20 protein-coding genes and 9 tRNA genes are annotated in these 26,155 nt (G+C 41.9%); 25 read left to right on the plus strand and 4 right to left on the minus strand.

What is annotated here, in order from left to right; all coding sequences use genetic code 11:
- The 16 genes from tolQ to L1D46_RS09215 form a co-directional block, all read left to right on the plus strand.
- Window positions 1–522, plus strand: a 522-nt coding sequence (gene tolQ, locus L1D46_RS09140) for a protein TolQ (RefSeq protein ID WP_239977430.1), incomplete at its 5' end; no start/stop codon positions are given.
- Window positions 509–934, plus strand: a complete 426-nt coding sequence (tolR, locus tag L1D46_RS09145; RefSeq protein WP_130051706.1) for a protein TolR — start codon at window positions 509–511, stop codon at window positions 932–934. The genes tolQ and tolR, both read left to right, overlap by 14 nt.
- A 1-nt stretch (window position 935) precedes the next feature.
- Window positions 936–1,874 carry a cell envelope integrity protein TolA gene (gene tolA, locus L1D46_RS09150; protein WP_239977431.1) on the plus strand — a complete coding sequence of 313 codons (939 nt, stop codon included), beginning with the start codon at window positions 936–938 and terminating at the stop codon, window positions 1,872–1,874.
- Window positions 1,875–1,883: 9 nt separating this feature from the next.
- Window positions 1,884–3,242 carry a Tol-Pal system beta propeller repeat protein TolB gene (gene tolB, locus L1D46_RS09155; protein WP_130051704.1) on the plus strand — a complete coding sequence of 453 codons (1,359 nt, stop codon included), beginning with the start codon at window positions 1,884–1,886 and terminating at the stop codon, window positions 3,240–3,242.
- A gap of 34 nt (window positions 3,243–3,276) precedes the next feature.
- Window positions 3,277–3,816 (plus strand): peptidoglycan-associated lipoprotein Pal, encoded by a 540-nt coding sequence (gene pal / locus L1D46_RS09160; protein ID WP_130051703.1) that lies wholly within the window; start codon window positions 3,277–3,279, stop codon window positions 3,814–3,816.
- A gap of 12 nt (window positions 3,817–3,828) precedes the next feature.
- The gene (gene ybgF / locus L1D46_RS09165; RefSeq protein WP_239977432.1) at window positions 3,829–4,590 is read left to right on the plus strand and encodes a tol-pal system protein YbgF; all 762 of its coding nucleotides are present in this window, start codon (window positions 3,829–3,831) and stop codon (window positions 4,588–4,590) included.
- Window positions 4,591–4,758: 168 nt separating this feature from the next.
- Window positions 4,759–4,834: transfer RNA gene (locus L1D46_RS09170), tRNA-Lys, on the plus strand.
- A 62-nt stretch (window positions 4,835–4,896) separates the two neighbouring features.
- A tRNA-Lys gene (locus L1D46_RS09175) sits at window positions 4,897–4,972 on the plus strand.
- A gap of 55 nt (window positions 4,973–5,027) precedes the next feature.
- Window positions 5,028–5,103: transfer RNA gene (locus tag L1D46_RS09180), tRNA-Lys, on the plus strand.
- Window positions 5,104–5,159: 56 nt separating this feature from the next.
- Window positions 5,160–5,235: transfer RNA gene (locus tag L1D46_RS09185), tRNA-Lys, on the plus strand.
- 57 nt (window positions 5,236–5,292) lie between these two features.
- Window positions 5,293–5,368, plus strand: a tRNA-Lys gene (locus tag L1D46_RS09190).
- 58 nt (window positions 5,369–5,426) lie between these two features.
- Window positions 5,427–5,502, plus strand: a tRNA-Lys gene (locus L1D46_RS09195).
- Between the two features lie 51 nt (window positions 5,503–5,553).
- Window positions 5,554–5,629, plus strand: a tRNA-Lys gene (locus L1D46_RS09200).
- A gap of 53 nt (window positions 5,630–5,682) precedes the next feature.
- A tRNA-Lys gene (locus L1D46_RS09205) sits at window positions 5,683–5,758 on the plus strand.
- Window positions 5,759–5,887: 129 nt separating this feature from the next.
- Window positions 5,888–6,928 (plus strand): quinolinate synthase NadA, encoded by a 1,041-nt coding sequence (nadA, locus tag L1D46_RS09210; RefSeq protein ID WP_054561293.1) that lies wholly within the window; start codon window positions 5,888–5,890, stop codon window positions 6,926–6,928.
- A 150-nt stretch (window positions 6,929–7,078) separates the two neighbouring features.
- Window positions 7,079–7,166, plus strand: a tRNA-Ser gene (locus L1D46_RS09215).
- Window positions 7,167–7,176: 10 nt separating this feature from the next.
- On the opposite strand, the gene L1D46_RS09220 is transcribed toward L1D46_RS09215, so the two are convergent.
- Window positions 7,177–7,701, minus strand: coding sequence for a hypothetical protein (locus L1D46_RS09220; RefSeq protein ID WP_239977433.1), 525 nt, complete (start codon window positions 7,699–7,701; stop codon window positions 7,177–7,179).
- A 229-nt stretch (window positions 7,702–7,930) separates the two neighbouring features.
- On the opposite strand from L1D46_RS09220, the gene L1D46_RS09225 reads away from it, so the two are divergent.
- Complete coding sequence (locus tag L1D46_RS09225; protein ID WP_130051699.1) at window positions 7,931–8,815, plus strand: AraC family transcriptional regulator; 885 nt, start codon at window positions 7,931–7,933, stop codon at window positions 8,813–8,815.
- Window positions 8,816–8,842: 27 nt separating this feature from the next.
- Here L1D46_RS09225 and L1D46_RS09230 read toward each other — a convergent pair whose 3' ends face one another.
- A complete protein-coding gene (locus tag L1D46_RS09230; protein WP_130051698.1) occupies window positions 8,843–9,241 on the minus strand; it encodes a DUF2750 domain-containing protein in 399 nt (132 codons plus the stop codon).
- Window positions 9,242–9,326: 85 nt separating this feature from the next.
- Window positions 9,327–9,908 carry a TetR/AcrR family transcriptional regulator gene (locus tag L1D46_RS09235; protein ID WP_130051697.1) on the minus strand — a complete coding sequence of 194 codons (582 nt, stop codon included), beginning with the start codon at window positions 9,906–9,908 and terminating at the stop codon, window positions 9,327–9,329.
- A gap of 120 nt (window positions 9,909–10,028) precedes the next feature.
- On the opposite strand from L1D46_RS09235, the gene L1D46_RS09240 reads away from it, so the two are divergent.
- The 8 genes from L1D46_RS09240 to L1D46_RS09275 all read left to right on the plus strand — a co-directional run bounded on the left by L1D46_RS09240 (window position 10,029) and on the right by L1D46_RS09275 (window position 25,450).
- The gene (locus L1D46_RS09240) at window positions 10,029–11,072 is read left to right on the plus strand and encodes an alkene reductase (RefSeq protein ID WP_239977434.1); all 1,044 of its coding nucleotides are present in this window, start codon (window positions 10,029–10,031) and stop codon (window positions 11,070–11,072) included.
- A gap of 210 nt (window positions 11,073–11,282) precedes the next feature.
- Entirely contained in the window at window positions 11,283–13,640 is a 2,358-nt protein-coding gene (locus L1D46_RS09245; protein ID WP_167658850.1) for a TonB-dependent receptor, read from the plus strand.
- A gap of 57 nt (window positions 13,641–13,697) precedes the next feature.
- A complete protein-coding gene (locus L1D46_RS09250) occupies window positions 13,698–14,825 on the plus strand; it encodes an alkaline phosphatase family protein (protein WP_239977435.1) in 1,128 nt (375 codons plus the stop codon).
- Between the two features lie 41 nt (window positions 14,826–14,866).
- A complete protein-coding gene (locus L1D46_RS09255) occupies window positions 14,867–15,883 on the plus strand; it encodes an alkaline phosphatase D family protein (RefSeq protein WP_239977443.1) in 1,017 nt (338 codons plus the stop codon).
- Between the two features lie 140 nt (window positions 15,884–16,023).
- A complete protein-coding gene (gene recC / locus L1D46_RS09260; RefSeq protein WP_239977436.1) occupies window positions 16,024–19,347 on the plus strand; it encodes an exodeoxyribonuclease V subunit gamma in 3,324 nt (1,107 codons plus the stop codon).
- Window positions 19,334–22,909, plus strand: a complete 3,576-nt coding sequence (recB, locus tag L1D46_RS09265; protein WP_239977438.1) for an exodeoxyribonuclease V subunit beta — start codon at window positions 19,334–19,336, stop codon at window positions 22,907–22,909. The genes recC and recB overlap by 14 nt, the downstream gene beginning before the upstream one ends.
- Complete coding sequence (gene recD / locus L1D46_RS09270) at window positions 22,906–25,008, plus strand: exodeoxyribonuclease V subunit alpha (RefSeq protein ID WP_239977439.1); 2,103 nt, start codon at window positions 22,906–22,908, stop codon at window positions 25,006–25,008. The genes recB and recD overlap by 4 nt, the downstream gene beginning before the upstream one ends.
- Window positions 24,995–25,450 (plus strand): GNAT family N-acetyltransferase, encoded by a 456-nt coding sequence (locus tag L1D46_RS09275; protein WP_239977440.1) that lies wholly within the window; start codon window positions 24,995–24,997, stop codon window positions 25,448–25,450. The genes recD and L1D46_RS09275 overlap by 14 nt, the downstream gene beginning before the upstream one ends.
- Here the strand turns inward: L1D46_RS09275 and L1D46_RS09280 are convergent.
- Entirely contained in the window at window positions 25,447–26,076 is a 630-nt protein-coding gene (locus L1D46_RS09280) for a trimeric intracellular cation channel family protein (RefSeq protein ID WP_239977441.1), read from the minus strand. The two genes, L1D46_RS09275 and L1D46_RS09280, sit on opposite strands and share 4 nt — an antisense overlap.
- Window positions 26,077–26,155 lie beyond the last annotated feature (79 nt).

A 26,155-nucleotide genomic window follows, 5' to 3' on the forward strand; every position in this document is an offset into this window, starting at 1 on the left:
GACTTAAGTAAATTATATAATGAAGTTTCAGCTCGTCCTGGTGGCGCATCAGGTGTTGAAGCATTATTCGTTGCTGGTTTTAAGGAGTTTGCACGACATAAGAAAAATTCACCGCAAAGTGCAAGCATCGTAATGGAAGGCACACATCGTTCAATGCGTGTGGCTTTGTCACGCGAAGTTGAAAAACTAGAATCAAGTTTATCGTTTTTAGCGACAGTGGGTTCAATTAGTCCTTATATCGGCCTTTTTGGTACGGTGTGGGGTATCATGAACGCATTCATTGCATTAGGTGAAGTTAAGCAAGCAACTTTACAAATGGTTGCGCCGGGTATCGCCGAAGCACTTATCGCAACAGCGATGGGTTTATTCGCAGCAATCCCTGCAGTTATTGCGTACAACCGTTTTGCAAATAAAGTAGAAAAGCTTGAAGGTAATTACATTAACTTCATGGAAGAGTTCGCCAATATTTTACACCGCCAAGCAGCTGCGCAAATAGAGGCAAAAGCGAATGTATCAGCGTAAGAAACGTCGCCCAGTAGGTGAGATAAATGTAGTTCCTTACATTGATGTAATGTTGGTGCTACTTATTATATTTATGGCAACTGCACCACTGATTACTCATGGTGTAAAAGTGGACTTGCCGAAAATGGAAGAATCGGATCTTGTAGATACCAAAGATACACCACCTATCATTGCGTCAATTGATGCTGAAGGTAAGTACTATGTAAGTATCGGCACTGATCCAGAAGCTCCTATGGAAGCAATTGATGTAGCTGCTGTTATAAAATTACAACTTCAGAAAAACCCCGATACTCCGGTTATGATAAAAGGTTCTGGTCGTGTTTCTTATCAAGAAGTGTTGCTGTTAATGGACTTTTTGAAAAATGCCGGTGTGCCTTCAGTGGGTCTTATGACTGAGTCATTTGAGGGTTAGTATGCGTGAATCAGTAATAAAGTCGCTTCTATTGCACCTTGGTATTATTGTTTTCTTAGTCGTATCAGCGAACTTTCATATGCCAGCTCCTAAGGTAATGGAGGTGACATTGAATCCGGCTATGCCTGAACCAGAAAAAGCGGTTTCTGCAGTAACGGTTGATCAACAAAAGGTTGAGCAGAAAATTGCTGAACTTAAAAAGCAAGAAGAAGCAAAAAAACAAGCCGAAGCAAAGCGTATTCGTGATCTTGAACGCCGAGCAAATGACGCACGTAAGCAACGCGAAGCTGAAGATCGTCGTCTTAAAAAGTTAGAGCAACAACGCCGAGCGAAAGAGAAAGAAAAAGCAGAAGCTGAAGCACAAGCGAAGAAAGCACGTGAAATACAAGAGAAAGAACGTGCCAAAGCTAAGCAAGCTGAAAAGCAAAAGCAAGAAGCTGAAGCCGCAGCAAAAGCCGCAGCTGAAAAACGTAAAGCTGAAGAAGAGGCGTTAAAGAAAGCGGAAGAAGAGCGCAAGCGTAAAGCTGCTGAAGCTGAAGCTGAACGTAAACGTAAAGAAGCTGAAGCAGAGCGTAAACGTCAGCAGGCATTGCAAGAACAAATGCTGCAAGAGCAGTTAGCTGCTGAGCAGGCTGCACGAAATAAAATACGTCAGCAACAAGTCTTGAGTGAAGTTGATAAATATAAAGCGTTAATTATGGCGCGTATTCAACAAACTTTACTTATTGATGAAAAAATGAAGAATAAGCAATGTCGCGTTAACATTCGCCTTGGTTTTAACGGGTTAGTAACTCAAGTGAAATCACTTGGTGGTGATAAATTAGTGTGTGAAGCTGCTCTTCGTGCTGTCCGTATGGCCGATACACTACCAGTTTCGCCTGATAAAGATGTTTTCGAGCAACTGAAAAATATTAACTTAACAATTAAGCCAGAATTCTAAAGGAATGATATGTTCAACCAGATAAAAACAGCATGTTTTATTGTATTACTGGGCTTTCATGGCATTGCCAGTGCTGCACTAGAAATTGTTATCACTGAAGGTATTGATGGAGCACGCCCAATAGCGGTTGTTCCATTTAAATACCAGGGCGTTGGTCCCATCCCTGAAAAATTGAGCACCGTTATTGCAGCTGATTTGATGCGTAGTGGTAAATTTAAACCTATTGATGTGACAAATATGCCTCAATTACCCGGCAAAGATGCTGATGTAGATTATGGTGCATGGGTCAATCAAGGTGTTGAAGCGGTACTTGTTGGTCAAGTTGAGCAACAACCGGGTGGACGTTACTTAGTAAAGTATGAGCTTATCGATGTGATCCGTGGTCAAATTACAGGCGGCGAAACGCAAATGATGAGTAATGGTCAATTAGTGAAGAGCCAAGACCATGTATTAGATGCTCGTGAGAGTGTTATATCTGAAACAGGGTTTCGCCGTTATGCGCACCGTATTAGCGATGTAGTTTACGAAGCGCTTACGGGTGAAAAAGGTGCATTTTTAACAAAAATTGCTTACGTTATTGTACGTGATAATGAACCGAAGCCTTATCAACTGGTTGTTGCTGACTATGATGGCTACAATGAGCAAGTATTGCTTCGTTCTAAAGAGCCACTTATGTCCCCAGCTTGGTCACCAGATGGTACTAAGCTTGCGTATGTAACCTTTGAAAATCGTCAAAGCCAAATTTACATTCAAGATTTGTATACAGGCAAACGTGAGTTAATCACAAGCCATCCAGGTATTAATGGCGCACCACAGTTTTCACCTGATGGTAAAAAACTATTATTAGTACTTTCAAAAGACCGTAACGGTGCAACAGAAGTCTATGTTTTAGACCTTGCAACTCGCAAAGAAAAGCGTTTAACAAATCATCGTAGTATCGATACAGAGCCTTCTTGGTACCCAAATGGGCAAGATATCGTGTTTACGTCTGAAAGGGGTGGTAATGCCCAGATTTATAAGTTAAATTTGCAAACTGGTAGAGCAAAACGTATGACGTTTGATGGTGATATGAATTTAGCAGGTTCGATTTCACCAGACGGAAAAGAATTAGTGATGGTGAATCGTACTAACGGTCAATACCATCTTGCTAAAAAAGAGCTAGCTACAGGTGCGTTTCAAGTATTAACAAGAACTCGCCTAGATGAATCGCCGAGTATCGCTCCAAACGGTTCGATGATTATCTACAGCACGCTTCATAATAATAAACAGGTGTTGGCGTTAGTGTCTATGGACGGTCGCTTTAAAGCTCGCTTACCTGTGCTAGATGGACAAGTTAAGGCGCCAGCTTGGTCGCCTTATTTACAGTAATTTTACTGGTTTACTCAATATAGGAATCAATTCAATGCAACTTAATAAAACTTTAAAAGGCCTGCTTATTGCTGTGCCAGTGATGACATTAGCGGCGTGTAGCTCTTCTTCAGGTGTTGATGAGGGTGCTGCAAACCAATCTAACCAAGGTATGGTTGAGCAATCAAACACTGATACTGTTGAAGTTGCAACGCTTACTCCAGAGCAACAAGCTGAAGAAGCACTTCGTGAAAAGTACGAAGCGTTACGTCAAGAGCAAATCATCTACTTTGGTTTTGATAACGCAAAAATCCAAAGCAAATACGCGGAGCTTTTACAAGCACACGCAGAATTCTTAGTACAAAACCCATCAGTTAAAGTACTAATCGAAGGTCACGCTGATGAGCGCGGTACGCCTGAGTACAACATCGCACTTGGTGAGCATCGTGGTCAAGCAGTAGAAAAATACCTACAAAGCTTAGGTGTTTCTGCTAGCCAAATGTCAGTAGTGAGCTATGGTGAAGAGAAGCCAATGGTTAAGTCTCGCACTGAAGAAGCGTTCGCGAAAAATCGTCGCGCAGTATTAGTTTACTAATAAAGAGTCATTATGAAGCCGAAAATTATTTTGGCAGCAATGATCTTAAGCGGGAGCACCCAGTTATGGGCTGCTCCCGCTCCTGTTTCAGAAGCTGCAAGCTCGCAATCGAGCATTGAAAAGCGTTTAATCGCATTAGAAAACATGATGAAGTCACGTAATTTATTGCAAGCTGAGCTTCAGCAACAGCTCAATATCTTACAAGACGAAGTGAGCCAAGTTCGTGGTATTACTGAAGAGCAAAGTTACAAGCTTGAAAAAGTACTTCAGCGTCAGCGTGAGCTTTATCAAGAGATTGAAAACCGAGTCAGCCAAGCTTATAGCCAGCCCGCTGCCGCACAAGCTCAACCTACTAACTCTTATACGGATGTAGGTGCATCACAGGCAATTAGTTCAGATTTATCTGAAAATGAAGCCTATGAGCGTGCAGTGGCGTTAATAATGAAAGATAAACGTTATGAGCAAGCAATTCCGGAGTTCCAAACATTCTTAACTACTTACCCTAATTCAGTATATGCATCTAATGCACATTATTGGTTAGGTCAGCTATTAACAATTCAAAACGATCAAGCAGGTGCGACTGAGCATTTCAAAGTAGTTGTGAATGAATACCCTAATTCTAATAAACGCCCAGATGCGATGTTAAAGTTAGGAAACTTATTAGCGGAGCAAGGTTTAGGCGAACAAGCCCTTAAAACCTTTAATGATTTAATTAATCAGTACCCAAGTACCACCGCTGCAAAATTAGCCACAGAACGTCTGTCGCAAATGTAGTTTTGACCTGATTAGACTGCTTTTTGACATAAGCGGTCTAAAATTAGGCAACTAGACATAAAAACTTAAAAAAAGAGATATTTTCTGTTGCACTCAGCATTTAAATAAGTATTATAAGCGCCCGCAGCAGGCGATTGGTAACAACAGCCGAAATGCGGAAAAAAGAGCGGGTCATTAGCTCAGTTGGTAGAGCAGTGGACTTTTAATCCATTGGTCGATGGTTCAAGTCCATCATGACCCACCATTCTTTCAGAATGGTAATCTTTAATCGACGGATTTACGTATAGCTTTTAAAAGCATTAGAGCGGGTCATTAGCTCAGTTGGTAGAGCAGTGGACTTTTAATCCATTGGTCGATGGTTCAAGTCCATCATGACCCACCATTCTTTGAATGGTTTTCTATCGGCGGATTTACGTAGCTTTTATAAGCATCAGAGCGGGTCATTAGCTCAGTTGGTAGAGCAGTGGACTTTTAATCCATTGGTCGATGGTTCAAGTCCATCATGACCCACCATTCTTTGAATGGCTTTATATCGGCGGATTTACGCAGCTTTTTATAAGCGTCAGAGCGGGTCATTAGCTCAGTTGGTAGAGCAGTGGACTTTTAATCCATTGGTCGATGGTTCAAGTCCATCATGACCCACCATTCTTTTTGAATGGTCTCATATCGGCGGATTTACGCAGCTTTTATAAGCATCAGAGCGGGTCATTAGCTCAGTTGGTAGAGCAGTGGACTTTTAATCCATTGGTCGATGGTTCAAGTCCATCATGACCCACCATTCTTTTTGAATGGTCTTATATCGGCGGATTTACGCAGCTTTTTATAAGCAACAGAGCGGGTCATTAGCTCAGTTGGTAGAGCAGTGGACTTTTAATCCATTGGTCGATGGTTCAAGTCCATCATGACCCACCATTCTTCGAATGGTTCTATATCGGCGGATCTACGCACCTTAATATCCAGAGCGGGTCATTAGCTCAGTTGGTAGAGCAGTGGACTTTTAATCCATTGGTCGATGGTTCAAGTCCATCATGACCCACCATTCTTTTTGAATGGTCTCATATCGGCGGATTTACGCATCTTAATATCCAGAGCGGGTCATTAGCTCAGTTGGTAGAGCAGTGGACTTTTAATCCATTGGTCGATGGTTCAAGTCCATCATGACCCACCATTCCTGATTTATCTTTTCTTTCTAAGTTATCCTTTATTTATCTTAACAGCACACAGCAATACTGTTCTTTAGCTTAAGATTCTCGTATAATTCGCGCCATGAATGCACTGTGGACTAAGTGGTCGAGAAATGAGTCTAGCTGAACAAATTATGCCTGAAGATTATATCTTCCCTCCAAAGCCAGCTCCGTTATCAAAAGACGAGCAAGCTGAGTATAAGGCACGTATCAAACAATTATTAAAAGACAAGAACGCGGTTCTTGTTGCCCATTATTACACTGATCCTGAAATTCAAGCACTAGCTGAAGAAACAGGCGGTTGTGTTGCTGACTCGCTAGAAATGGCGCGTTTTGGCGCTAAGCACGACGCAGATGTAATTGTGGTAGCCGGTGTTCGCTTTATGGGCGAAACAGCAAAAATCCTAACGCCAAATAAAACAGTTGTTATGCCAACGCTTGCTGCAACTTGTTCATTAGACGTAGGTTGCCCAATTGAAGAATTCTCAGCGTTTTGTGATCAGCACCCTGATCGCAAGGTAGTAGTGTATGCAAATACATCAACAGCTGTGAAAGCCCGTGCAGATTGGATTGTTACTTCTTCATGTGCCCTAGAAATCGTTGAGCACCTTGATGAGCAAGGCGAAAAAATCATTTGGGGTCCAGATAAACACTTAGGTTCTTACATTCAAAAGAACACAGGTGCAGACATGATCATGTGGAATGGCGCCTGTATCGTTCATGACGAGTTTAAAACCAAAGCACTTAAGGATATGAAAGCCTTACACCCAGATGCGGCTGTATTGGTTCACCCAGAGTCTCCTGCGGAGATTGTAGCCTTAGCTGATGCGGTTGGCTCAACAAGCCAACTAATCAAAGCAGCGCAAACTATGGACAACAAAAAGTTCATCGTAGCGACTGACCGAGGTATTTTCTACAAAATGCAGCAGTTATGCCCAGAGAAAGAGTTCTTTGAAGCACCAACAGCCGGTGAAGGCGCAACCTGTAAAAGCTGTGCACATTGCCCGTGGATGGCAATGAACGGCTTAAAAGCGATTGAAGAAGCACTGACAGACCCTGAGGGTAAAGAAGTATTTGTAGATATGGATTTACGCGAAGGCGCATTAAAGTCGCTTAACCGTATGTTAGATTTCTCAGCAACGCTTCAACGTTAAGAGCGAATCGTCTATATATACAAAAGGCAAGGTCTATACCTTGCCTTTTTTGTTTGATTACTAATCACTTAACCACCGTATTTTAAAAAGCCCTTGCGTCTATAGGGTTGTTTTCATACTATAACGCCGCGCTAAACTATAAGCGCCTTAGGTGACGTGTCCGAGTGGCTGAAGGAGCACGCCTGGAAAGTGTGTATACGGCAACGTATCGAGAGTTCGAATCTCTCCGTCACCGCCATTTCTTAAATTTACCCCACCATAGCAAAGTGCTTTTCGAGATTACACTTGGCCCGCATGGCTATATTGCTGCTGACCTTTCTGGCAAGCTCTATCACTAATAATTCAAGTTGCGCACGACTATAGCCTAGTAATACGCAGCGTTTAAGTTGCTCGCTAACTAAGCTGCTGGCATCCTCTAACGCAAATAATGCGCCTAAAGAGGCAAGCTCACATACCCTGTTGTTTTGCTGGTCTAAACCAAACGGAAGCTGGCCAAATGTGAGCGCTGTTTTTAGTTGTTGTTCTGTGCGTTTGATTACCAATGCATTTGTACCTTGAATATCATCAACTGATTTTAAAACCTCTAGTGCCATTAACGATTTTGGCACCCCAGAATACACACTAATATGCGGTAAAATATCACATAACACTTGCATTGATACGCCATCATTAAGTGCGTGCTGACATGCTCGTTTTAACAAAGGCTTGTCATGAACGGTGACCAAAGCAGCGATCGCGACAAACACAAATAAATCCGTGTTGTTTAAGTTCATAATTTCTCTTTTGATTTTAGGTATTGAATATATTGAGGTTTTGCAGTAGAAGCTGATTGCAAAGAGTATGCAATCGAAAATTTGAAAATACATTATGGTTGATCATGGCGGTTTCTGCTTGCCATAAATGATTTAATTTTTGCCTAAAACAACGAACTGTTACCTTAAATGGTCCTAACCTTAATTTACGGTGATACACTTAATTGAGTATATTTAAGAGGTAATCTAAATGCGTCAGGCATTAATTGAAACAGTGAAAGCGATAGCGATAGAAGATGGTAGTTTTGAAACATCTATTCCAGAGTTATTAGTGTTCAGACGAAGCGAAGTTTCATTACCGATGGCCTGCGTGTATGAATTAGGACTTGGTATTAGTTTGCAAGGTGCAAAACGAGTTGTGCTAGGTGAGCATAGTTATGATTACACTGACGGCCAATCATTGGTAACATCAGTCGATGTGCCTGTTGCGTCGCATATTACTCGTGCCAGTAAAGAGCAGCCGTTTTATGGCCTTTATTTACGCTTAGATGTTCATGAAATCAGCCACATCGTTGCTGAAATGGAATTTACAGGGCAAGACAAGTTCCCTAAACACCAAGCAATGTCTGTGGTTGACACAGATAATGGCTTGCTTGATGCACTTCATCGGCTTCTCAATCTAGACAATGAACCTCAATTAAAAGCTAATCTTGCGCCACTTATTAAAAAAGAAATTGTATTGCGATTGTTAAATAGTCCTCATAGTCCGTATTTAAGACAGATTGTGATGTCTGGCTCTGCGCATCAGAAAATTGCGAAAACATTGTGCTGGTTAAAAGAAAACTTTACTAGTCAATTTTCAATAGATGATTTGGCTCGTGATGCACACATGAGTCCTTCGACATTTAGGTTGCACTTTCGTGATGTGGTAAAGATGAGCCCGTTGCAATACGTAAAAAACTTGCGGCTGCAAGCGGCAAGGCAATTAATGTTGAATGAACGAATTGATGTTGGTTCTGCAGCACTAAAAGTAGGCTATGAAAGTCCATCTCAATTTAGTCGTGAGTACACGCGCTTTTTTGGTAAACCCCCCATAAAAGATATTTCGGCTATACGACAGCACCAAACAGCATAAAAAAAGAGAGCACATGGCTCTCTTAGTTTAAAAACGTCTTTTTGGCATTCTTAGTTGTGAGTCAAATTCATCGGGGAATAAAATCGTGCCGTCATCTTGCTCAGTCGGAAACACAGCAATCAATAAATCATCTTGTTCGAGTCCCGAAGTCCAGCGACTTAACCAGTCTTTGACTGGAATGGCTTTTGGCGTACAGTCTTGCCACTCACCGGTTGCCCAGCTTTGCGCGAATTCGCGACTAGGCCATACAGGCACGCAGTCATCGTCTTCATTTGAGAGCATCACACAGCCATGCTCATCATTGAGGATCCACACTTGTTTAAACTCTTGAACCGTTTCAAACATATAAGCGAGTCGTTTCTTAGCGCCTAAGGCGAGTACAGCATCAAATTCAGTTTCAACACGTTTGGCAGTTGCATTATTCATGACAGGCTCACTCTTTTAGTTATACACAGCTACACCTTAATCATAAGGTGATAAATTAATATGACAAGTAAAGTTATTAGCTAAATTAATTTACTAATGCAGCAAATAGATCGTCTGCAAGTTGTTGCAGAGATTTTGGGTCTTGATTTGTCAGTGCATAGGTACGAATACCGTATATGCCCATGACTAAAAAGCGTGCCAGTTGCTGAGCTGACTTGCTACTTGCAAATTCGTTATTATCAAGGGCTTTTTGAATTTGCTGTGCGAGGGCATGCTCGTATGCGTTTAAATTACCACGTAGCACATTGCAAATTTGCGGGTCGTTGCCTTCAACCTCAGAAATACTCTTTGTAAGTAAGCACACCTTGGCAACTTCACCTTCAATACATTCATCAACAATCACAGTCAGGTAATGTTTGAGGGTTGATAACACTGACTGTTGATCATTAAAAAGTGCCGTAAATTGTTGGTTTCTATCTTTTTGATACTGCTCGGTGGCAGCCAAAAACAAACCTTTTTTATTGCCATAAGCGGCATATATAGAGCCTGGATGAAGATGAGTCACTTCCTTTAATTTTTGCATACTGGTCTTTGCATAGCCAAATTGCATGAACGCATGCATAGCTTGGCGAAGTACAAATTCAGTATCAAATTCAGCAGTTCTCATTAATGCTCCTATTATTTACAATTGAAGTTTACGTAATCTTGAACGATTATTCAAAAAAAACCTTGAAGTTAGTTTATATCGCCCTTATCTTGAATGTATGTTCAAGATAAGGATAGAACCATGAAAACCGATTTACTTTCTTCGTTTAAGTTAAATGACAGTATCGAATTACAAAACCGCGTACTAATGGCACCGCTTACTCGCTGTATGAGTGACGATAACCTAGTGCCAACCCAAGCGATGGCTGATTACTATGCGCGCCGTGCCGATGCCGGTTTAATTATTAGTGAAGCAACCATTATTCGCCCAGATGCCCAAGGTTACCCAAACACACCGGGCCTATTTACCAGTGAGCAAATTCAAGGTTGGAAAAAGGTCACGGATGCTGTGCACGCTAAAGGTGGCAAAATGTTTGCTCAACTTTGGCATGTAGGGCGAGTGGCTCACCCACATTTCTTTGGAGGTGATGTACTGGCACCATCTGCAATCGGGGTTGAAGGGTCGGTACCAAGAATGCGTGAGCTGACTTACGTTACACCAAAAGCTGCCACTATTGAAGACATCCAAGGTTTAATTGCTGATTACGCAAAAGCGGCCGAAAACGCCATTGAAGCGGGTTTTGACGGCGTTGAAATTCATGGTGCAAATGGTTACTTGATTGATCAATTCTTACATTTTGCTGCAAACCAACGTGAAGACCAATATGGTCAAACACCAGAAAACATGTCACGTTTTGCCCTAGAGGTCGTCGATGCAGTGATTGCAGCAATTGGTGCAGATAAAACAGCATTACGCTTATCGCCTGGTGCGTATTTTAATATGACTGAAAGCGAAGGTGATAAAGCTGTATTTGATTATTTATTATCAGCGCTGGAAACACGTAAACTTGCTTACTTACATGCTGGAATTTTTGATGACAGCATGCGCTTTGAAAGCTTAGACAATAAAACAACGTCTGAATATATGCGCGGTGCATACAAAGGTACTTTAGTCGGTGTAGGGAGCTATACCTTTGAGTCAGCTAATCAAGCTATCGATAACAACCAATTTGACTTAATTGCGATTGGTCGTCCATTTATTGCGAATCCGGATTACATCAGCAAAGTTAAAAATGGTGAGCAATTAACACCATACAGTGAAGAAATGCTGGCTGAATTGATTTAAAACACCTAATAACATTATCCAACCAAAAAGCGTCCTGTTAGTTTAATTGGGCGCTTTTCTAATACTTTCTTATTTATTAATCAGTTAAGTCTTAAATCTGCCATCTAAATGCATTAATTTTTTAATTATTGTGTCAAAAATTTTGACCCTAAATGTCATACGCGCTCTGCATACTGTGCCCGCTTACAAATACGTAACCTTGGAAAAACAATGAGCACAGTAACTAAAAAAACAAAGCTAAGCCTTTTAATAGCAACGCTTTTAGCAACATCAGCAAATGCAAACACGAATAACGAAATTGAAGAAATTACGGTGGTTGCAAAGCCAACCAGTTATGCCAATAACGTCATTGAACCTGCCATGCTTGAGCAACAAAGTTCAGTATCAAGTGTGTTAGCCGTAATTGATAACCTACCGGGTATTAGCATCAACGAAGGTGATGCATTTGGTGGTGACGATTGGTCAACCACTATTACTATGCGTGGTTTTAGTATTGATGGTAATCAACAGCAATTAGGTATGACCATTGATGGTATTCCTAATGGTGGTTCTAACTATGGTGGCGGTGCAAAAGCAAACCGTTATCTAGATAGTGAAAATTTAGCAACTGTTGAGGTAGGGCAAGGTACTTCTGATATTGCCTCTGCATCACTAGAAGCGCTAGGCGGTACTTTTAATTTTGTGAGTGCACAACCGAGTACAGAGCAAAGCACCACGTTTGCTTACACTACAGGCGATCACAATGCTAGCCGCTACTTTGTTAAACATGAAACCGGCACGGTGTTCGATAATACGCAAGCCTATATCAGCTACTCGCAAACAGATACTAGCCGTTGGATTGGTGATGGCAGCAATGGCGGTAAGGACAATCAGCACATTGAGGCTAAATTTGTATCGGACTTTAGCGACCTGACAATAACAGGTCGTGTTTCGTATGATGATGTTCACGAAATTAACTATAACAGCATCAGCATTAGCGAATTTGAACAAAACCCTGATTGGGATCGTTTAACGTGGAATTGGACCGGTGTGCCTCATTTTGATCAAATGTTTGCTGAGGGCTGGGGTACATTACGCGAAAATACCCTTGCTTATGTAAAGTTTGATTACGCGTTAAGTGCCACTTCAAACTTAAGCATATCGCCTTATTACCATAAAAACTCGGGTCGTGGTGACTGGATTCCGCCTTATTTAACGTCACCTGTTAATGGTGATGGTAACCCAACATCAATTGGTGGTGAAAATGCTGGCAGCTACGGCTTTACCGACAGCGATGGCAACCCACTTGCACCTGCTGCAGGTTGTACGGCAAGTTTAGAATGGCCATGGTCTTCAGGCCCAGGCTTAAACCCGGCCTGTTACCCTGATGATGCCATTCCGGTTATGTCTTATCGTCATACTCACTACAAAAAAGACCGCTTAGGGATGACTGGCGAGTACCAAGTAACTCTTGGCAATCATGACATTGAAGCCGGCTTTTGGTTTGAACAAACAGATCGTGATGAATCACGAGATTGGCATAAAGTGATTGATGCCCGTATCTATCATCATTTTGATCATACGCCATATTGGACTCAGTACAAAAACACCTTCGAAACGGATACTTTTAAATGGTATGTGCAAGACTCAATCAGTTTAGGTGATTTCACACTTAATTTAGGTGCTAAACAGTACCTTGTTGAGCTTCAGCGTTATAACCATTTTGAAGATGAATACTCAGATAAAATCGACAGTGATTCAGACGTACTCTTCAGCGGTGGTGTGTTGTATCAGCTATCAGCAAGCACAGAGCTATTTAGCAGCTACAGCGAAAACTTTGCGGCAATTAAAGATGGTGTACTTGAACGTGATTCATCGACACTGACCGAGATTGAACCTGAAACAGCTGAAAACATCGACCTAGGTGTACGTTACAGTGATGACCGTTTACGCTTAACAGCAACAGCTTATAGCATTGAGTTTGATAACCGTATTACCTTTATTGCCCCGGGCAGTGATACAGATGGTATTGATTACACCATTGGCACGAACGGTTCTTACATCAATGTAGGTGGTATTGAGTCAACGGGTGTTGAGCTATCAGCAAGTTATATGCTGACTGACAAATGGAACCTTTACACATCTTATACGTACAATAACTCTGAGTATCAATCGAACGATCCAAGTGCTTACAACAGTGATGGTGAGTTACTTGAGGAAGCATCTGCAAGCTTCAAAGCGGGTGATGAAGTCATTGACTCGGCACAAGATTTATTTGTGGTATCGGCAGACTATTACAGTGGTGATTTCCGCTTTGGTTTATCGGCTAAATACACAGGTGAGCGTTTAGGTGCATGGACTGATGAACAAACCCGTTCGCGAAACAAGGTTGATGGCTACACCTTGGTTGATTTAAACATTGGTTATAACACTAGCCTTGATTCAGGTGTGTTCAAATCACTCGACCTTGCATTTGTGGTGAATAACCTGTTTGATAAATCATACCTAGCAGGTGGCACAGGTAATGGTTCAACCTACTTTATTGGTGCACCACGTACTGCCGCTTTAACACTTACAGCGCAGTTTTAAATAATAAGCTAACGTTTTAAACAGCCCATCTTTGGTGGGCTTTTTTGCAGGTGAAATATGAAAAAATTAATTTTAGCCACAGCAGTGGTTGCAGCATCACTATTAAGCTTAAGCAGTAAAGCTGCTGACAATGTTGTGCTTGTAACTCTTGATGGGCTTCGCTGGCAAGAAGTGTTCTCTGGGGCAGATAAAAATTTAATTAATAACAGTAATTTTGTAGAAGATACAGATGAACTAAAGGCGCTTTTTTGGCGAAATGACCAAGCACAGCGAACTAAAGCGTTAATGCCATTTTTTAGTGACACATTGGCAAAGCAGGGCGTTTTGATTGGCGATAGAACTCAAGGTTCATTGATGTCGGTAAGTAACCCATGGTACTTCTCATACCCAGGTTACAGTGAAATTTTAACCGGCATTGTAGATGAAAATATCGATAGTAACGATAAAGTTTCTAACCCGAATAAAACCATTTTAGAGAGTTTAAATACTCAGCCTGAATTTAAAGGTAAAACCGCACTTTTTGGCAGCTGGGATGTGTTTCCTTACATTGTAAACCGCGAGCGAAGTGAGGTTTTTGTTAATGCTGGCTTTGAATCCTTTGATGCGGTGAAATCAGAGGAGGTTAGTTTACTAAACCAAATGCAAAGCGAAATTCCGAGTCCTTGGCACAATGTTCGCCTCGACAGCTTTACCTACCGATTTGCCAAACAATATTTATTAAATAAACAGCCGCGTTTGCTTGTTATTAGCTTGGGGGAAACCGATGACTTTGCCCATAACGGTAAATACGATGCCTATCTAAAATCAGCTAAGCAAAGTGATGCGTTTATTCGTGACCTTTGGCAAACAATACAACAAACGCCCGGCTATAAAGACAATACCACATTGATTATTACTACCGATCATGGCCGTGGCAGCCATGCTGATGATTGGCAACATCATAGTTCGAAGCGTGCTTTGGCACGTTCAGAGCAAGGTAAGCAACGTTTTCCAAACGGCATTGTTGGCTCTGAGCATATTTGGCTAGCGGCAATTGGCCCAGATATAAAAGCAACTGGCTTAATTAAGCCAAACAATGAGCTCAAACAAGCGCAAGTGGCTGCAACTGTACTGAGCATTTTAGGCGTCAACAGTCAGCAAGTTAACCCGAAAATGGCAGCGCCGATTAAGGAGATCTTAAAATGAGTTTTACACTTAGCTTTTTTAGAAGCGCCTTATCAGGGTTAATGCTGGTTAGTAGTGTGAGTGCGATTGCCGCGCCAAGTAAAATTTTGTTTGGCTCGTGTGGTCATCAAGACAAGCAAATTCCTATTTTTGATGCTATTAACAAAGAGCAAGCCGATCTATTTATGTTCCTTGGCGATAATATTTATGGTGATACCGAAGATATGTCGGTGCTTGAAGATAAATATCAACGCTTAGGGCAAAAGCCGGGCTTTAAAACATTACGTGCGAATACGCCAATAATTGCCATGTGGGATGACCATGATTATGGCGAAAATGACGCTGGCAGCGAATACCCAAAAAAACAGCAGTCACGAAAAATCATGCTCGACTTTTGGCAAGAGCCAGCGGATTCAGCTCGTAGAACTCGTGAAGATGGCATTTACACCTCGTACACTTACGGCGAAGGTGAGCAAACTGTAAAAGTCATCATGCCTGACTTACGTTTTAATCGCGCGCCCTTAAATCATGTATCGGCGAAGACCTATCAACTTGAACGAAAACCCGCAAAGCAAGGGCCTTATAGCCCAACAACCGATAAAAATGCCTCTATGCTAGGTGAAAGCCAATGGCAATGGCTCGAACAAGAGCTCAAGTCTGATGAAAAGATAAAAATCATTGCATCAAGCTTACAGCTATTGGCTGATTTTACAGGCTGGGAGTCATGGGCTAATTTTCCTGCTGATCGTGAGCGCTTATTTGCGCTTATCAAAAAGCATAAAGTAAACGGTGTGATTATTGTCAGTGGTGATACCCACTGGGGTGAGCTGTCAAAGTATCAACAAAACCTTGACTACCCATTGTACGAGATGACCAGCTCAGGACTTACAGAAAAGTGGAAAGATGTTAGCCCTAATAAACACCGTGTAGGTGCTTATACTCATGAGGTTAACTACGGCGATTTAACAATTGATTGGCAAAAAGCAGACCCTACCATTCGCATTGCGCTTAAAGGTATCAAGGGTGATGAGATAATTCACACCGAGTTCGCGTTATCGACGATAAGCCCATACCAGTAAATATTGCCTGCAGCGCATACCCGCATCTAATACCCGGAAACATGGATTAAGCCCTGTTTGCGGGTATTTCTCTCTATCCCATCTAATTAAAATATCTTACACTGTGTCAATTAGTTAGTTTCAAGCAAGGACAGTGTAAAGTGCTGAATATAATTCAATCAAATCGCATGGAAGCACTGCAAGCGCGGTTTCACGCTCTTCTTAAAGTTAATCCATTAACGAGCCCCTTTAAAAAAGAAATTGTGCTTGTGCAGTCACCGGGTATGTCGCAGTGGCTAAAAATAGGCTTAAGTGAACACTTAGGGATTGCTGCTCAGGTTGATTTTCCGCTACCTTCAAGTTTTATTTGGCAGCTTTATCAGCAATTGTTGCCCGATGTACCAAGTGAATCACCGTATAACAAAGCTAATCTTGCTTGGAAGCTGTTTGCGATTTTACCAAACTGCATTGATGAGCCGCTGTATTTACCACTCAAAACCTATTTAGATGGTGACACTGAAGGGCAAAAAACGTTTGCCTTGTGCGAGAAAATTGCCGACGTTTATGACCAATATTTAATGTATCGCCCTAATTGGATTGCAACTTGGGAGCAGGGCATCGATGAGCTTGATGATGTTGATGTAGGCATTGCACCATGGCAACCAGATCTTTGGCGTAAGCTGGTGGCGCATAGTAAAGAATTAGGGCAAAGCCAATATCACCGCGCAAATATGCAAGACAAACTCCTTGCAGCCCTTGAAAAAATGGACGCAAGCCTATTACCTGAGCGTATTAGTTTATTTGGTATTTCTGCAATTGCGAGTAGCCAGCTTGAAGTGTTTCAGGCTATTGCGAAAAAAACGCAGGTATTTTTGTTTTTCTTTAACCCTAGTGAACATTACTGGGGCGATACACTCGATGAAAAAACAGCAGCCAAAATTACCGCTAAATATGCTAAACGCCCGCAGTTACAAGCACTTGAAGACAGTGCGAAAAACCCTGATCACGAGTACTTTTTTATCGGTAACCCGTTACTCTCATCGTGGGGTAAATTAGGCCGAGACTATTTTGAGCAGTTACTGCAATTAGATGCGCAGTGGCTTGACGGATTCGATAACGATTTTGATGACAGTTTGTTATCACAAATTCAGTCTGAGATTTACCAATTAGCCTTTAAGGGTGAGTCACTAACGCCAGATAAAGAATGGTTCATCAATGACGAAGGCAAACTGCCAATTCAGTCAGATGATACCAGCATTGTGCTTAGCGATTGCCACACGCCACTTCGTGAAGTAGAACGACTACACGATTACTTGCTTAATTTATTTAATGAAAATAAAGAGTTAACACCGAAAGATATTATTGTAATGATGCCGGATGTTGGCACATACAGCCCGTACATTGAAGCGGTGTTTGGTGGTGCAGAGGGGCGACGCTTTATTCCTTATGCGTTAGCTGATTTAGCTATAGAACAAGAAAAGCCCGTGTTGAGCTCGTTTGCAAGTTTAGCCGATTTACCTTACTCACGCTTTGGTGTGTCTGACATTCTTGATTTACTGCAAGTCACGCAGATTGCCGAGAAATTTAATCTCGAACCGCATGAATATGAGCAAATAGGTTTTTGGCTTGAACGTGTTGGCGTAAAATGGGGCTTAGATGCAGCTCACAAAGACAGTTTTGGCTTACCTGCGATTGATTTAAATACCTGGCAACACGGTTTAAACCGCTTGCTATTGGGTGTTGCACAACGTGATGAACAGTTGCCTTTCTCGGGCATTTACAGTGCCGATGAAGTGGAAGGCATGGCACTAAACACGCTGAATAAACTGATTGAATTTATTGACGTACTGGCACGTTATAAAACCAAGCTACAAGCTGATGCACCACTCAATGAAAAAGCAGAAACGCTAAAAGAGTTATTAGGTGAAGTATACAGTGATGAAGGAGAGCAAAGCTGGGATTTATTAGTTCTACAAAAAGTACTTGATACGCTGATCAAGCATTATGAAAATGGCGATTATCAACAAAACGTTTCGCAGCGCATTGTTAGTTACCTTGTTAAACAAGGTATTCAAGAAAAAGGCGTAGGGCAGCGCTTTTTAGTGGGACAAGTTAACTTTTGTACCTTGATGCCAATGCGGGCTGTGCCATTTAAAGTAGTGTGTATGCTGGGTTTAAATGATGCCGATTATCCGCGAACAGTTCAGCCAATTGGTTTTGACTTAGTACCTTACTCAAAACGCCAAAAAGGGGACCGTTCTCGTAAACTCGACGACCGTTACCTGTTTTTAGAAGCGATTTTAAGTGCTCGTGAGAATCTATACATCAGTTATATTGGTCGCTCATGCTTTGATAACCAACCAAGAATGCCGTCAACCTTAGTGAGCGAACTGCTAGAATACATAGCACGTAGTTTTGAATTTGCAGATCAAGAAACAGACTTAAAGCTTCCAGAGGCGCTGATTAATTATCAGCACTTACAGCCATTCAACCCAGCCTATTATCTGACAGAGAAAAGTGATGATAAGCAAAAAGCAGACAAACCATTAGCAACACAATTACATAGCTATAATCCTGTTTGGATGCCAACTCAAAGTGTCAATCCTGAGCCTCAGCAAGCGCTTAATGTTCAGCCAGAAAGTAGCGTTGAGTTAAGTCAGTTTATTCGCAGTATTTGCCAGCCTCACGAGAGCTTTTATCAGCAAAGCTTGGGTTTACGCTTGCCGCAATTTAACGATATTGCTAAAGATGAAGAGCCGTTTAGCTTAGACGCGTTACGTCGCTACTTTTATCTAGACGAAATTCTCGAAGCCAGTATTCAAGAAATGCCCCTAAACCAAGCGCAAATTATGCAGCGTGGTGAATTACCGCAAGCACACGTTGGTGACTTAGTGTTCGAAAGTATGCAGCACCGAGTCGATGCTCTTGCAGGGCAAGTAAAAGCGCATATTCAAGGTGATGAAGCATTACCCGTTGAAGTAAATATTAAAATTGCCAACACCAGATTAGAAGGTTGGTTAAATCATATATATGGTCAAAAACAGGTGTTTTATCGCACCGCCAGTATTAAAGCAAAAGATGTTATTAGGGGCTTTGTGCATCATTTAGCGGCGCAAATAATGGGCCAGTCAGTTGAAACCCTCATTCTTGGTTTAGACAAGCAAATTAGTTTTTCACCTTTGTCAGAAGACGATGCCCGCAAGTATTTAAACGATTGGTTCTCGCTCTATGAAACGCTTTTAACTCGCCCAGTGGCGTTTTTCCCAGTCAGTGGCTACGAGTATATAAAAACAGATAAAGATATGGTCAAAGCAAACAATAAATTCGCGCCGCAATACATAGGCATGGGTGAAGGCGAAAACCCGTATATTCGTTTAACCATAAAGAGCCTAAAAGACTGTGAAGAAGAGTTTATTAAATGGAGCGAGCTGCTGTTATCGCCACTAGTTGAATTAGCACAGGAGGCAGATCATGCAAACGCTTAATCCAATGAGTATGGCGCTGTGTGGGCAAAGCCTTATTGAAGCCAGTGCTGGTACGGGTAAAACTTACACCATCACTGGTTTGTATTTACGGTATTTGTTGGGCTTACAAAAAGCGACCGGTGAAGATGAACAATTAAATACGCCGCTGAGTGTTGAGCAAATACTGGTGGTGACCTTCACAGAGGCTGCAACGCAAGAAATTAAAGACCGTGTGCGGGCGCGTATAATCAATGCCAGAGATGCTCTGCTTGGTAAAAAGCCCGATGATGAGCTGATTGAGCAAGTGATTAACGAGGTGACTGATAAACACGCGGCATTTGATTTGTTAGACGCCGCGGCGAAGTCGATGGATGAAGCCGCTATATTCACTATTCATGGCTTTTGTCAGCGAATGCTGAAACAACATGCTTTTGAATCAGGTGTGGCGTTTAACTTAGAGTTTATTTTAGATGAGCGTGAGCTTATTCAAGAAACCCTCAATGACTTTTGGCGTGCCTTTGTCTACCCACAATCAAAAGAGCGCACGCAAGCAATTACCGATATTTTCCCAGTGCCTGCATCACTGTATTCACAGGTAGTGAGTTTACTCAACAAGCAAGGGGCAACAATCACCCCCGAGTATGACCTTGACGATATATGGCAAGCTCGCGACAACTTTGTGGCAAAAGTACCGGCATTTAAAAAGGCGTGCCTTGAGAGTGAGTTTATTAATGCTGTAAAAGCATCTGATTTAAGTGGCTCAAAAACCCCAGGTCGCAAAAACAGCCTTGCAGCGCTTGAAGAATACCTAAACAATGATGAGTTGTTTTTTGTATTTGGTACCAGTAAATACTCGTTTGAAGTATGGGGCTCAGAGAGTTTAAACGATCCTGCAAATTACAAGAAAAACGGCAGTTTACTTAGTCATGCAATGGTGGCTCAGTTTGATGAAATGGCCAAACTGAGTAGCCTTATCAACAACGGATTGAATATTGCGATAGTGCAATATGCTGCTAAATGGGTGGCAAATGCATTAGTTAAACGTAAGCAAGAGCAAGGCGTGATCACCCCTGATGACTTATTAAGTAACTTGCATCAGGCGCTTTTAAGTGAGCAAGGCAAAGCGTTAAGTGAAAAAATTGCCGCCTTGTTTCCGGTTGCCATGATAGACGAATTCCAAGATACCGACCCCGTTCAATATGGCATTTTTAGCCGCATTTATGGCATTAAAAACACCACCCTTGCCATGATAGGCGACCCTAAACAGGCTATTTATGGTTTCCGTGGTGCAGATATTTTTACTTATATAGGCGCAAAACAAGCTGTTTCAGAGGACAAACAATACACCCTAGATACCAACTACCGCTCAAGTGAAGGGGTTGTTGATAGCGTAAACCGCTTATTTGATAAAAATGACAATAGCTTTATTTACAACGACGCAATCCCATTTCAAAAGGTTAATGCAAAAGGAAAACAGCAAGACAAAGCGTTTTTAATAAACGGTGAAATGCCCAGAGCGTTTGAATTTTCGGTTTTTGTTGATGAATACGCAGAAGCGAACAACAAGCCAACTAGCAAAGGGGTGGCTCAACAGGCATTAGCTTTGCAGTATACGAAAAAAATCACTGAGCTACTCAAGCAAGCTGATGCAGGCGATGCGACTATTGCAGGAAAACCACTTACTGCTGCCGATATCTGTGTGTTAGTGCGAGATCGAAACGAAGCACAGCTGATGAAAGCCGCACTTGCAGAAGCTACCATTGCCAGCGTGTATTTGTCGCGTGATAGTGTGTTTAACCAAGAGCTTAGTCACCATTTACTTAACTTTTTAACAGCATTACATGGTCAGTATGATGAGTCATTACTGCGTGGTGTACTTGCCGGGCCATTGTTTTGCTTAAGCTACAACCGCATTTATGAACTTCACGAAAATGAAAGTGCATGGCAAGAGCATCTAAACTTTTTTGCTCAGCTTGCCCATATTTGGCATAAACAAGGCGCCATGGCGATGCTCGAACGTTTATTAAGCCATAATCAGCTCGCAGCGCGTTGGCAAGGCTTAGGTTACAATGTTGAACGCTGGCTTACCGATTTCCGCCATTTAGGGGAAATTTTACAGCAAAAGCAAATTGAGCTTGAGGGAACCCATAGATTGCTGCGTTGGTTTGCGCAAAAAGTCAGTCAACAAGATGGTGAAGCGGTGCAAGTACGCCTAGAAAGCGATGCTAATTTGGTGAAAATTGTCACCATGCACGCCTCAAAAGGCTTAGAGTACCCGATTGTATTCATGCCTTTTGCCTGTGGTTATCGCGAAAGCAAAGAAGCCCTTTATCATAAAGACGGTAAGTTGATTTATGATCTTGCTAAAAGTGATGATGCAATGCAAAAAGCAGAGCAAGAGCGCTTGGCCGAAGATTTACGATTGCTCTATGTGGCGCTGACTCGTGCCGTGCATTTTTGCTCAGTGGGGATGTATAACATTGCGCAAGGTCGCAGTGCTCGTCCGGGCATTCAAAGTACTAGCATTGGCCACGTATTATTTGCAGGGTTAGATGTTAAATCGGGCGATGAATGGCGAGCATTGTTACAAGAATTTTGTAATGGTTCAGCGCACATGCACTATGAGGTATTTACCCAAGCAGATGAGCTTGAAAAGCTAAGATTAGGCAGTTCTGACAGAGAACAAGTCTATAAAGTAAATACTGTAAAAGCAGAGATCCAGCGTGATTGGCGCTCAACCAGCTTTAGTAGCTTAACGCTGAAAAAGCATACTGACCACATTGAACTTGGGCGCAGTGATGAAGACCACGCAAAAGATGAGTTTTTAGCCCAAAATGCAAATGCTATAACACCTTACAGCTTTCCTAAAGGCGCAAAGCCGGGTAGTTGTTTACATGAAATATTTGAGCAATTGGACTTTACCGACCCTTATGCGTTAAAGCGTCCAGCCACTGAGCAAGACGACCATGCACTTGATAAAGTGATCAAAAAATTATTTGAAAAATACCATATTGATGATAGCTGGCAGGAAATGACAGAGCAGTGGATCCTAGCAGCATTGAACTGCCCATTAAACGATAAAGGGCTTAGTTTATCAGTACTTGAACCTGATACGTGTTTGGTCGAAATGGAATTTAATTTACCGTTGTTATCGCTTTCAAGCGATAAGCTTAATCAAGTGTTGGTGCAACATTTTAAATTACCAGGACAGCTTGATTTTAGTGAGGTGCAAGGCTTACTAAAAGGCTTCATAGATTTAATATTTTGCTGGCAGGGTAAGTATTATATTCTTGATTATAAATCGAACTTTTTAGGTAATAGTGCGGCTGACTACCAACATGAGCAACTAGAGCAAGCTATGACCAGTCATCAGTATCATTTGCAGTATTTAATTTATACCGTGGCACTACACCGTTTATTAAAGCAACGTATTCAAGATTACGATAGCGACACGCATTTAGGCGGTGTTTACTACACCTTCTTACGTGGTATGAGCGAAGGGCAAGGGGTGTACTTTAATCAGCTAACGAAACAGCAAATATCTGAGCTTGATAGCTTATTCGCACAAGGAGCCATGCTATGAGTCAAATGACATTCGGCTTTGATGATCATGAACCCCACGAGCCTATGAATAAGCAATCAAACAGTAATGAACAGGCTAGTAAAAATCAACAAGCAGAACAATCAAAGAAATATGTTGAAAACGATTCAGCGTTGCCTGCTATAGAAGTTAAAACTCAGCCTCTATTGAGTTATTTGCTTGAGGCAAAACGTATTCGCTTGGTTGATGTTAAGCTCGCAGAGCTTTTAACCGGTTCACAAACACTGATAGAGAAAAACGATACAGCGCACAGTGAGGTTTTTTACCTGATTTTATTACTTGCGGCAGCGCAGCAAAGTCAGCACAGCTGTTTAGAGCTGGCTAATATAAACTGGCAAAATCCGTTTGAAATTAAACAGCAAAGCTTAGCTGATGCCAGCATCGCAGCCCCTGAGGTTTTAACGCCGTTTGATATGGAATTTGGTCTTACTGAGGCCGTTAATAGACTAATGAATGCTGAGTGCGTAGGGGACGACAAGCCACTGCTATTGTTTGCTAATAAACTTTACTTTGCCCGTTTGGCAGAGTACGAAACCACACTGGCATCGCGTTTACATCATTTAGCAACGAAAGAGCTCACCCTTGATGAAGCTGCATTAAAGGCATTACTTGAGGTGTATTTTCCAAACAGTGAACATACAACCAACCCAAGCGATCCTATTAAAACATTAAACTGGCAAAAAGTAGCCTGTGCGATAGCTGCAACAAAAGGCTTTAGTGTGATCACTGGGGGTCCGGGTACCGGTAAAACCACCACGGTAACTAAGCTACTAGCCATATTACAATCTTTGTATGCCAGTGCACCGCTAACAATAAAGCTGGTTGCACCGACAGGTAAAGCGGCAGCTCGTTTAACCGAGTCGATTTTAGGGGCGAAGCAAAAGCTCAGTATGATCCCTGAGAATATCGCGCCACTTATTCCAGACAGTGCGCAAACGATTCACCGCTTACTTGGCGTTATTCCACATACTAATAAGTTTCGCCATAACAAGCGTAACCCGCTGCATTTAGATGTTCTGATTATTGATGAAGCATCGATGGTTGATTTGTCGCTTATGGCAAAACTAATCGAAGCACTACCTAGTCATGCAAGGCTTATTTTACTTGGCGATAAAGACCAATTAGCTTCGGTTGATACGGGCAGTATTCTTAGTGACCTATGCCAAGGGTTAGAGCTTGGCAAAATGCCTGATTACAGCAGTGAAAGAGCTGCGCAGCTTAATCGCGTTTGTTTTAATAATCAGAGCGCTATACCCGCGGCGAGCAGCCATTTTGTACTTAACGATTGTATTGCGTTTTTACAGCAAAGTTATCGTTTTGATGGCAGTAGCGGTATTGGTCAATTAGCACAAGCTGTAAATACCAATAACAGTGGCTTACTGGGCTACGTTGAGCAAACGATTAATCAAGGCGGTTTTAAAGACCTTAAACTTAATTACAGTGTAATCAGTAAACCGATTGAGTATTTTGTGCAGCAAGCGGCTTTGCAATACCACGATTATTTGCATCTTATCCAGCAAGGGGCAAGTGTAGCCAGTGTGCATAAAGCATTTGCGCATTATCAGTTACTAGCTGCCGTCAGAGAGGGAGATTATGGAGTAAATAGCCTTAATCAGCGTATTGAAAAAGCACTTAATCAACAAGGCTTAATTGCGCCATATCAAAGGCACTATGTGGGTATGCCAATAATGATCAGCCAAAACGACTATCAGTTAAAACTGTTTAATGGCGACATAGGTATTTTAATGCATGATGAGCAAGGTCAGTTAAAAGCCATGTTTATTGATGAACAAGAAAACATTCGTGCCTTTTCACCAGCACGTTTACCCGCTCACGATAAAGTATATGCAATGACTATTCATAAGTCGCAAGGCTCAGAGTTTGCTTACACCGCGATGATTTTACCGCCAATTAAACAGGCTAATCAGGGGATTAACAGACAGTTGGTTTACACGGGGATCACCCGCGCGAAAACCACATTTGAGCTGGTGGCCGATAAAAATGTATTGCTAATGGCAATGAATAAATCTGTTACTCGTGCATCAGGTTTATACGATAGGTTAAAACATGAAGCTCGTTAAAGTAACCGACGTCCAACTTAACCAGTTAATGGGTTGGTTTAACACAGAGGCAGAACTGCGTATTTGGTCAGGGCCATTTTTTAACTATCCATTTGATACACAAAGCTTTAAAAAAGATTTAAACCTAGATGCGCTGAATTCCTACGCGTTGGTTAATGGCGATGGCCAGATGCTTGGGTTTGGTCAATACTATTTACGTGAAGGGCGTTGTCATTTAGGGCGGTTAGTTATCGCGCCAAGCGAGCGTGGCAAAGGTCTTGCAAAAGTGCTGATAAATTTACTGGGAGAGCAGGGTAAACAGCAGTTGCAGTGCGATAGCTTGTCTTTGTTTGTGTATACCCACAATACCCTTGCTAAAACGGCCTATGAGAAACTGGGTTTTATACAAACCCAGTACCCAGCTGACATGCCACTCGACGGGTGTATTTATATGAACTGCTAAGAGCGTTTAAAGCTGCTTTTACGAAACAGGTTAGGTTGCCAACCAAAATGGATGGCGCCTAATCTTAAAAATACCGTCACAGCAAATGCGCCAATAATGCACCAAATATAACTTACCTCAAGGGTGAATAAGGCTGCATAGGTTAACCCTCCCGATAAGCAAGCGGTTGAATAAAGCTCTTCACCCATAACTAGAGGCACTTCTCGGCAAATTACATCGCGCATCAAGCCACCAAAAATACCGGTGGTCATGCCCATAGTAATTGCAACAACCATATCAGCTCCTTCTATTAGTGCCTTTTCTATACCGATAATATTGAAAATTGCCATACCTACGGCATCCATTAACAACATGGTGGTGTTACTTAAATCGTGTAAATGACGAATCGATAAAATGGAGGCAAAAATGGCAATGTAAGTAGCATATAAATAATCTGGTTGGGCTATCCAAAAGACCGGCTTATTGAGCAAAATATCGCGTAATGTTCCACCTCCTATTGCTGTTACCGTGGCAACCACCACCACACCAAAACCACCGACACTTTTTTCATGACCCAGTAAGGTGCCAGAGATTGCAAAAAATGCTACACCGATAATGCTTAAAAAGTGAAAGTATTCTGATTTCATGAGGCTTCCTTACCTATTTGATAGTAAGTTAACCTTAGCAAAATGAACTTTATTGATGCTGAACAGATAAGAAAATAGG

Origin of the sequence: Pseudoalteromonas sp. Isolate3, from assembly GCF_022398505.1 — a bacterium.
GTDB classification, from domain to species: domain Bacteria; phylum Pseudomonadota; class Gammaproteobacteria; order Enterobacterales; family Alteromonadaceae; genus Pseudoalteromonas; species Pseudoalteromonas apostichopi.

What these genes read in the sequence shown, in the direction of transcription:
- tolR (WP_130051706.1), top strand. Translation starts at nt 509, where the DNA reads ATGTATCAGCGTAAGAAACGTCGCCCAGTAGGTGAGATAAATGTAGTT.
- tolA (WP_239977431.1), top strand. Translation starts at nt 936, where the DNA reads ATGCGTGAATCAGTAATAAAGTCGCTTCTATTGCACCTTGGTATTATT.
- tolB (WP_130051704.1), top strand. Translation starts at nt 1,884, where the DNA reads ATGTTCAACCAGATAAAAACAGCATGTTTTATTGTATTACTGGGCTTT.
- pal (WP_130051703.1), top strand. Translation starts at nt 3,277, where the DNA reads ATGCAACTTAATAAAACTTTAAAAGGCCTGCTTATTGCTGTGCCAGTG.
- ybgF (WP_239977432.1), top strand. Translation starts at nt 3,829, where the DNA reads ATGAAGCCGAAAATTATTTTGGCAGCAATGATCTTAAGCGGGAGCACC.
- nadA (WP_054561293.1), top strand. Translation starts at nt 5,888, where the DNA reads ATGAGTCTAGCTGAACAAATTATGCCTGAAGATTATATCTTCCCTCCA.
- L1D46_RS09220 (WP_239977433.1), bottom strand. Translation starts at nt 7,701, where the DNA reads ATGAACTTAAACAACACGGATTTATTTGTGTTTGTCGCGATCGCTGCT.
- L1D46_RS09225 (WP_130051699.1), top strand. Translation starts at nt 7,931, where the DNA reads ATGCGTCAGGCATTAATTGAAACAGTGAAAGCGATAGCGATAGAAGAT.
- L1D46_RS09230 (WP_130051698.1), bottom strand. Translation starts at nt 9,241, where the DNA reads ATGAATAATGCAACTGCCAAACGTGTTGAAACTGAATTTGATGCTGTA.
- L1D46_RS09235 (WP_130051697.1), bottom strand. Translation starts at nt 9,908, where the DNA reads ATGAGAACTGCTGAATTTGATACTGAATTTGTACTTCGCCAAGCTATG.
- L1D46_RS09240 (WP_239977434.1), top strand. Translation starts at nt 10,029, where the DNA reads ATGAAAACCGATTTACTTTCTTCGTTTAAGTTAAATGACAGTATCGAA.
- L1D46_RS09245 (WP_167658850.1), top strand. Translation starts at nt 11,283, where the DNA reads ATGAGCACAGTAACTAAAAAAACAAAGCTAAGCCTTTTAATAGCAACG.
- L1D46_RS09250 (WP_239977435.1), top strand. Translation starts at nt 13,698, where the DNA reads ATGAAAAAATTAATTTTAGCCACAGCAGTGGTTGCAGCATCACTATTA.
- L1D46_RS09255 (WP_239977443.1), top strand. Translation starts at nt 14,867, where the DNA reads ATGCTGGTTAGTAGTGTGAGTGCGATTGCCGCGCCAAGTAAAATTTTG.
- recB (WP_239977438.1), top strand. Translation starts at nt 19,334, where the DNA reads ATGCAAACGCTTAATCCAATGAGTATGGCGCTGTGTGGGCAAAGCCTT.
- recD (WP_239977439.1), top strand. Translation starts at nt 22,906, where the DNA reads ATGAGTCAAATGACATTCGGCTTTGATGATCATGAACCCCACGAGCCT.
- L1D46_RS09275 (WP_239977440.1), top strand. Translation starts at nt 24,995, where the DNA reads ATGAAGCTCGTTAAAGTAACCGACGTCCAACTTAACCAGTTAATGGGT.
- L1D46_RS09280 (WP_239977441.1), bottom strand. Translation starts at nt 26,076, where the DNA reads ATGAAATCAGAATACTTTCACTTTTTAAGCATTATCGGTGTAGCATTT.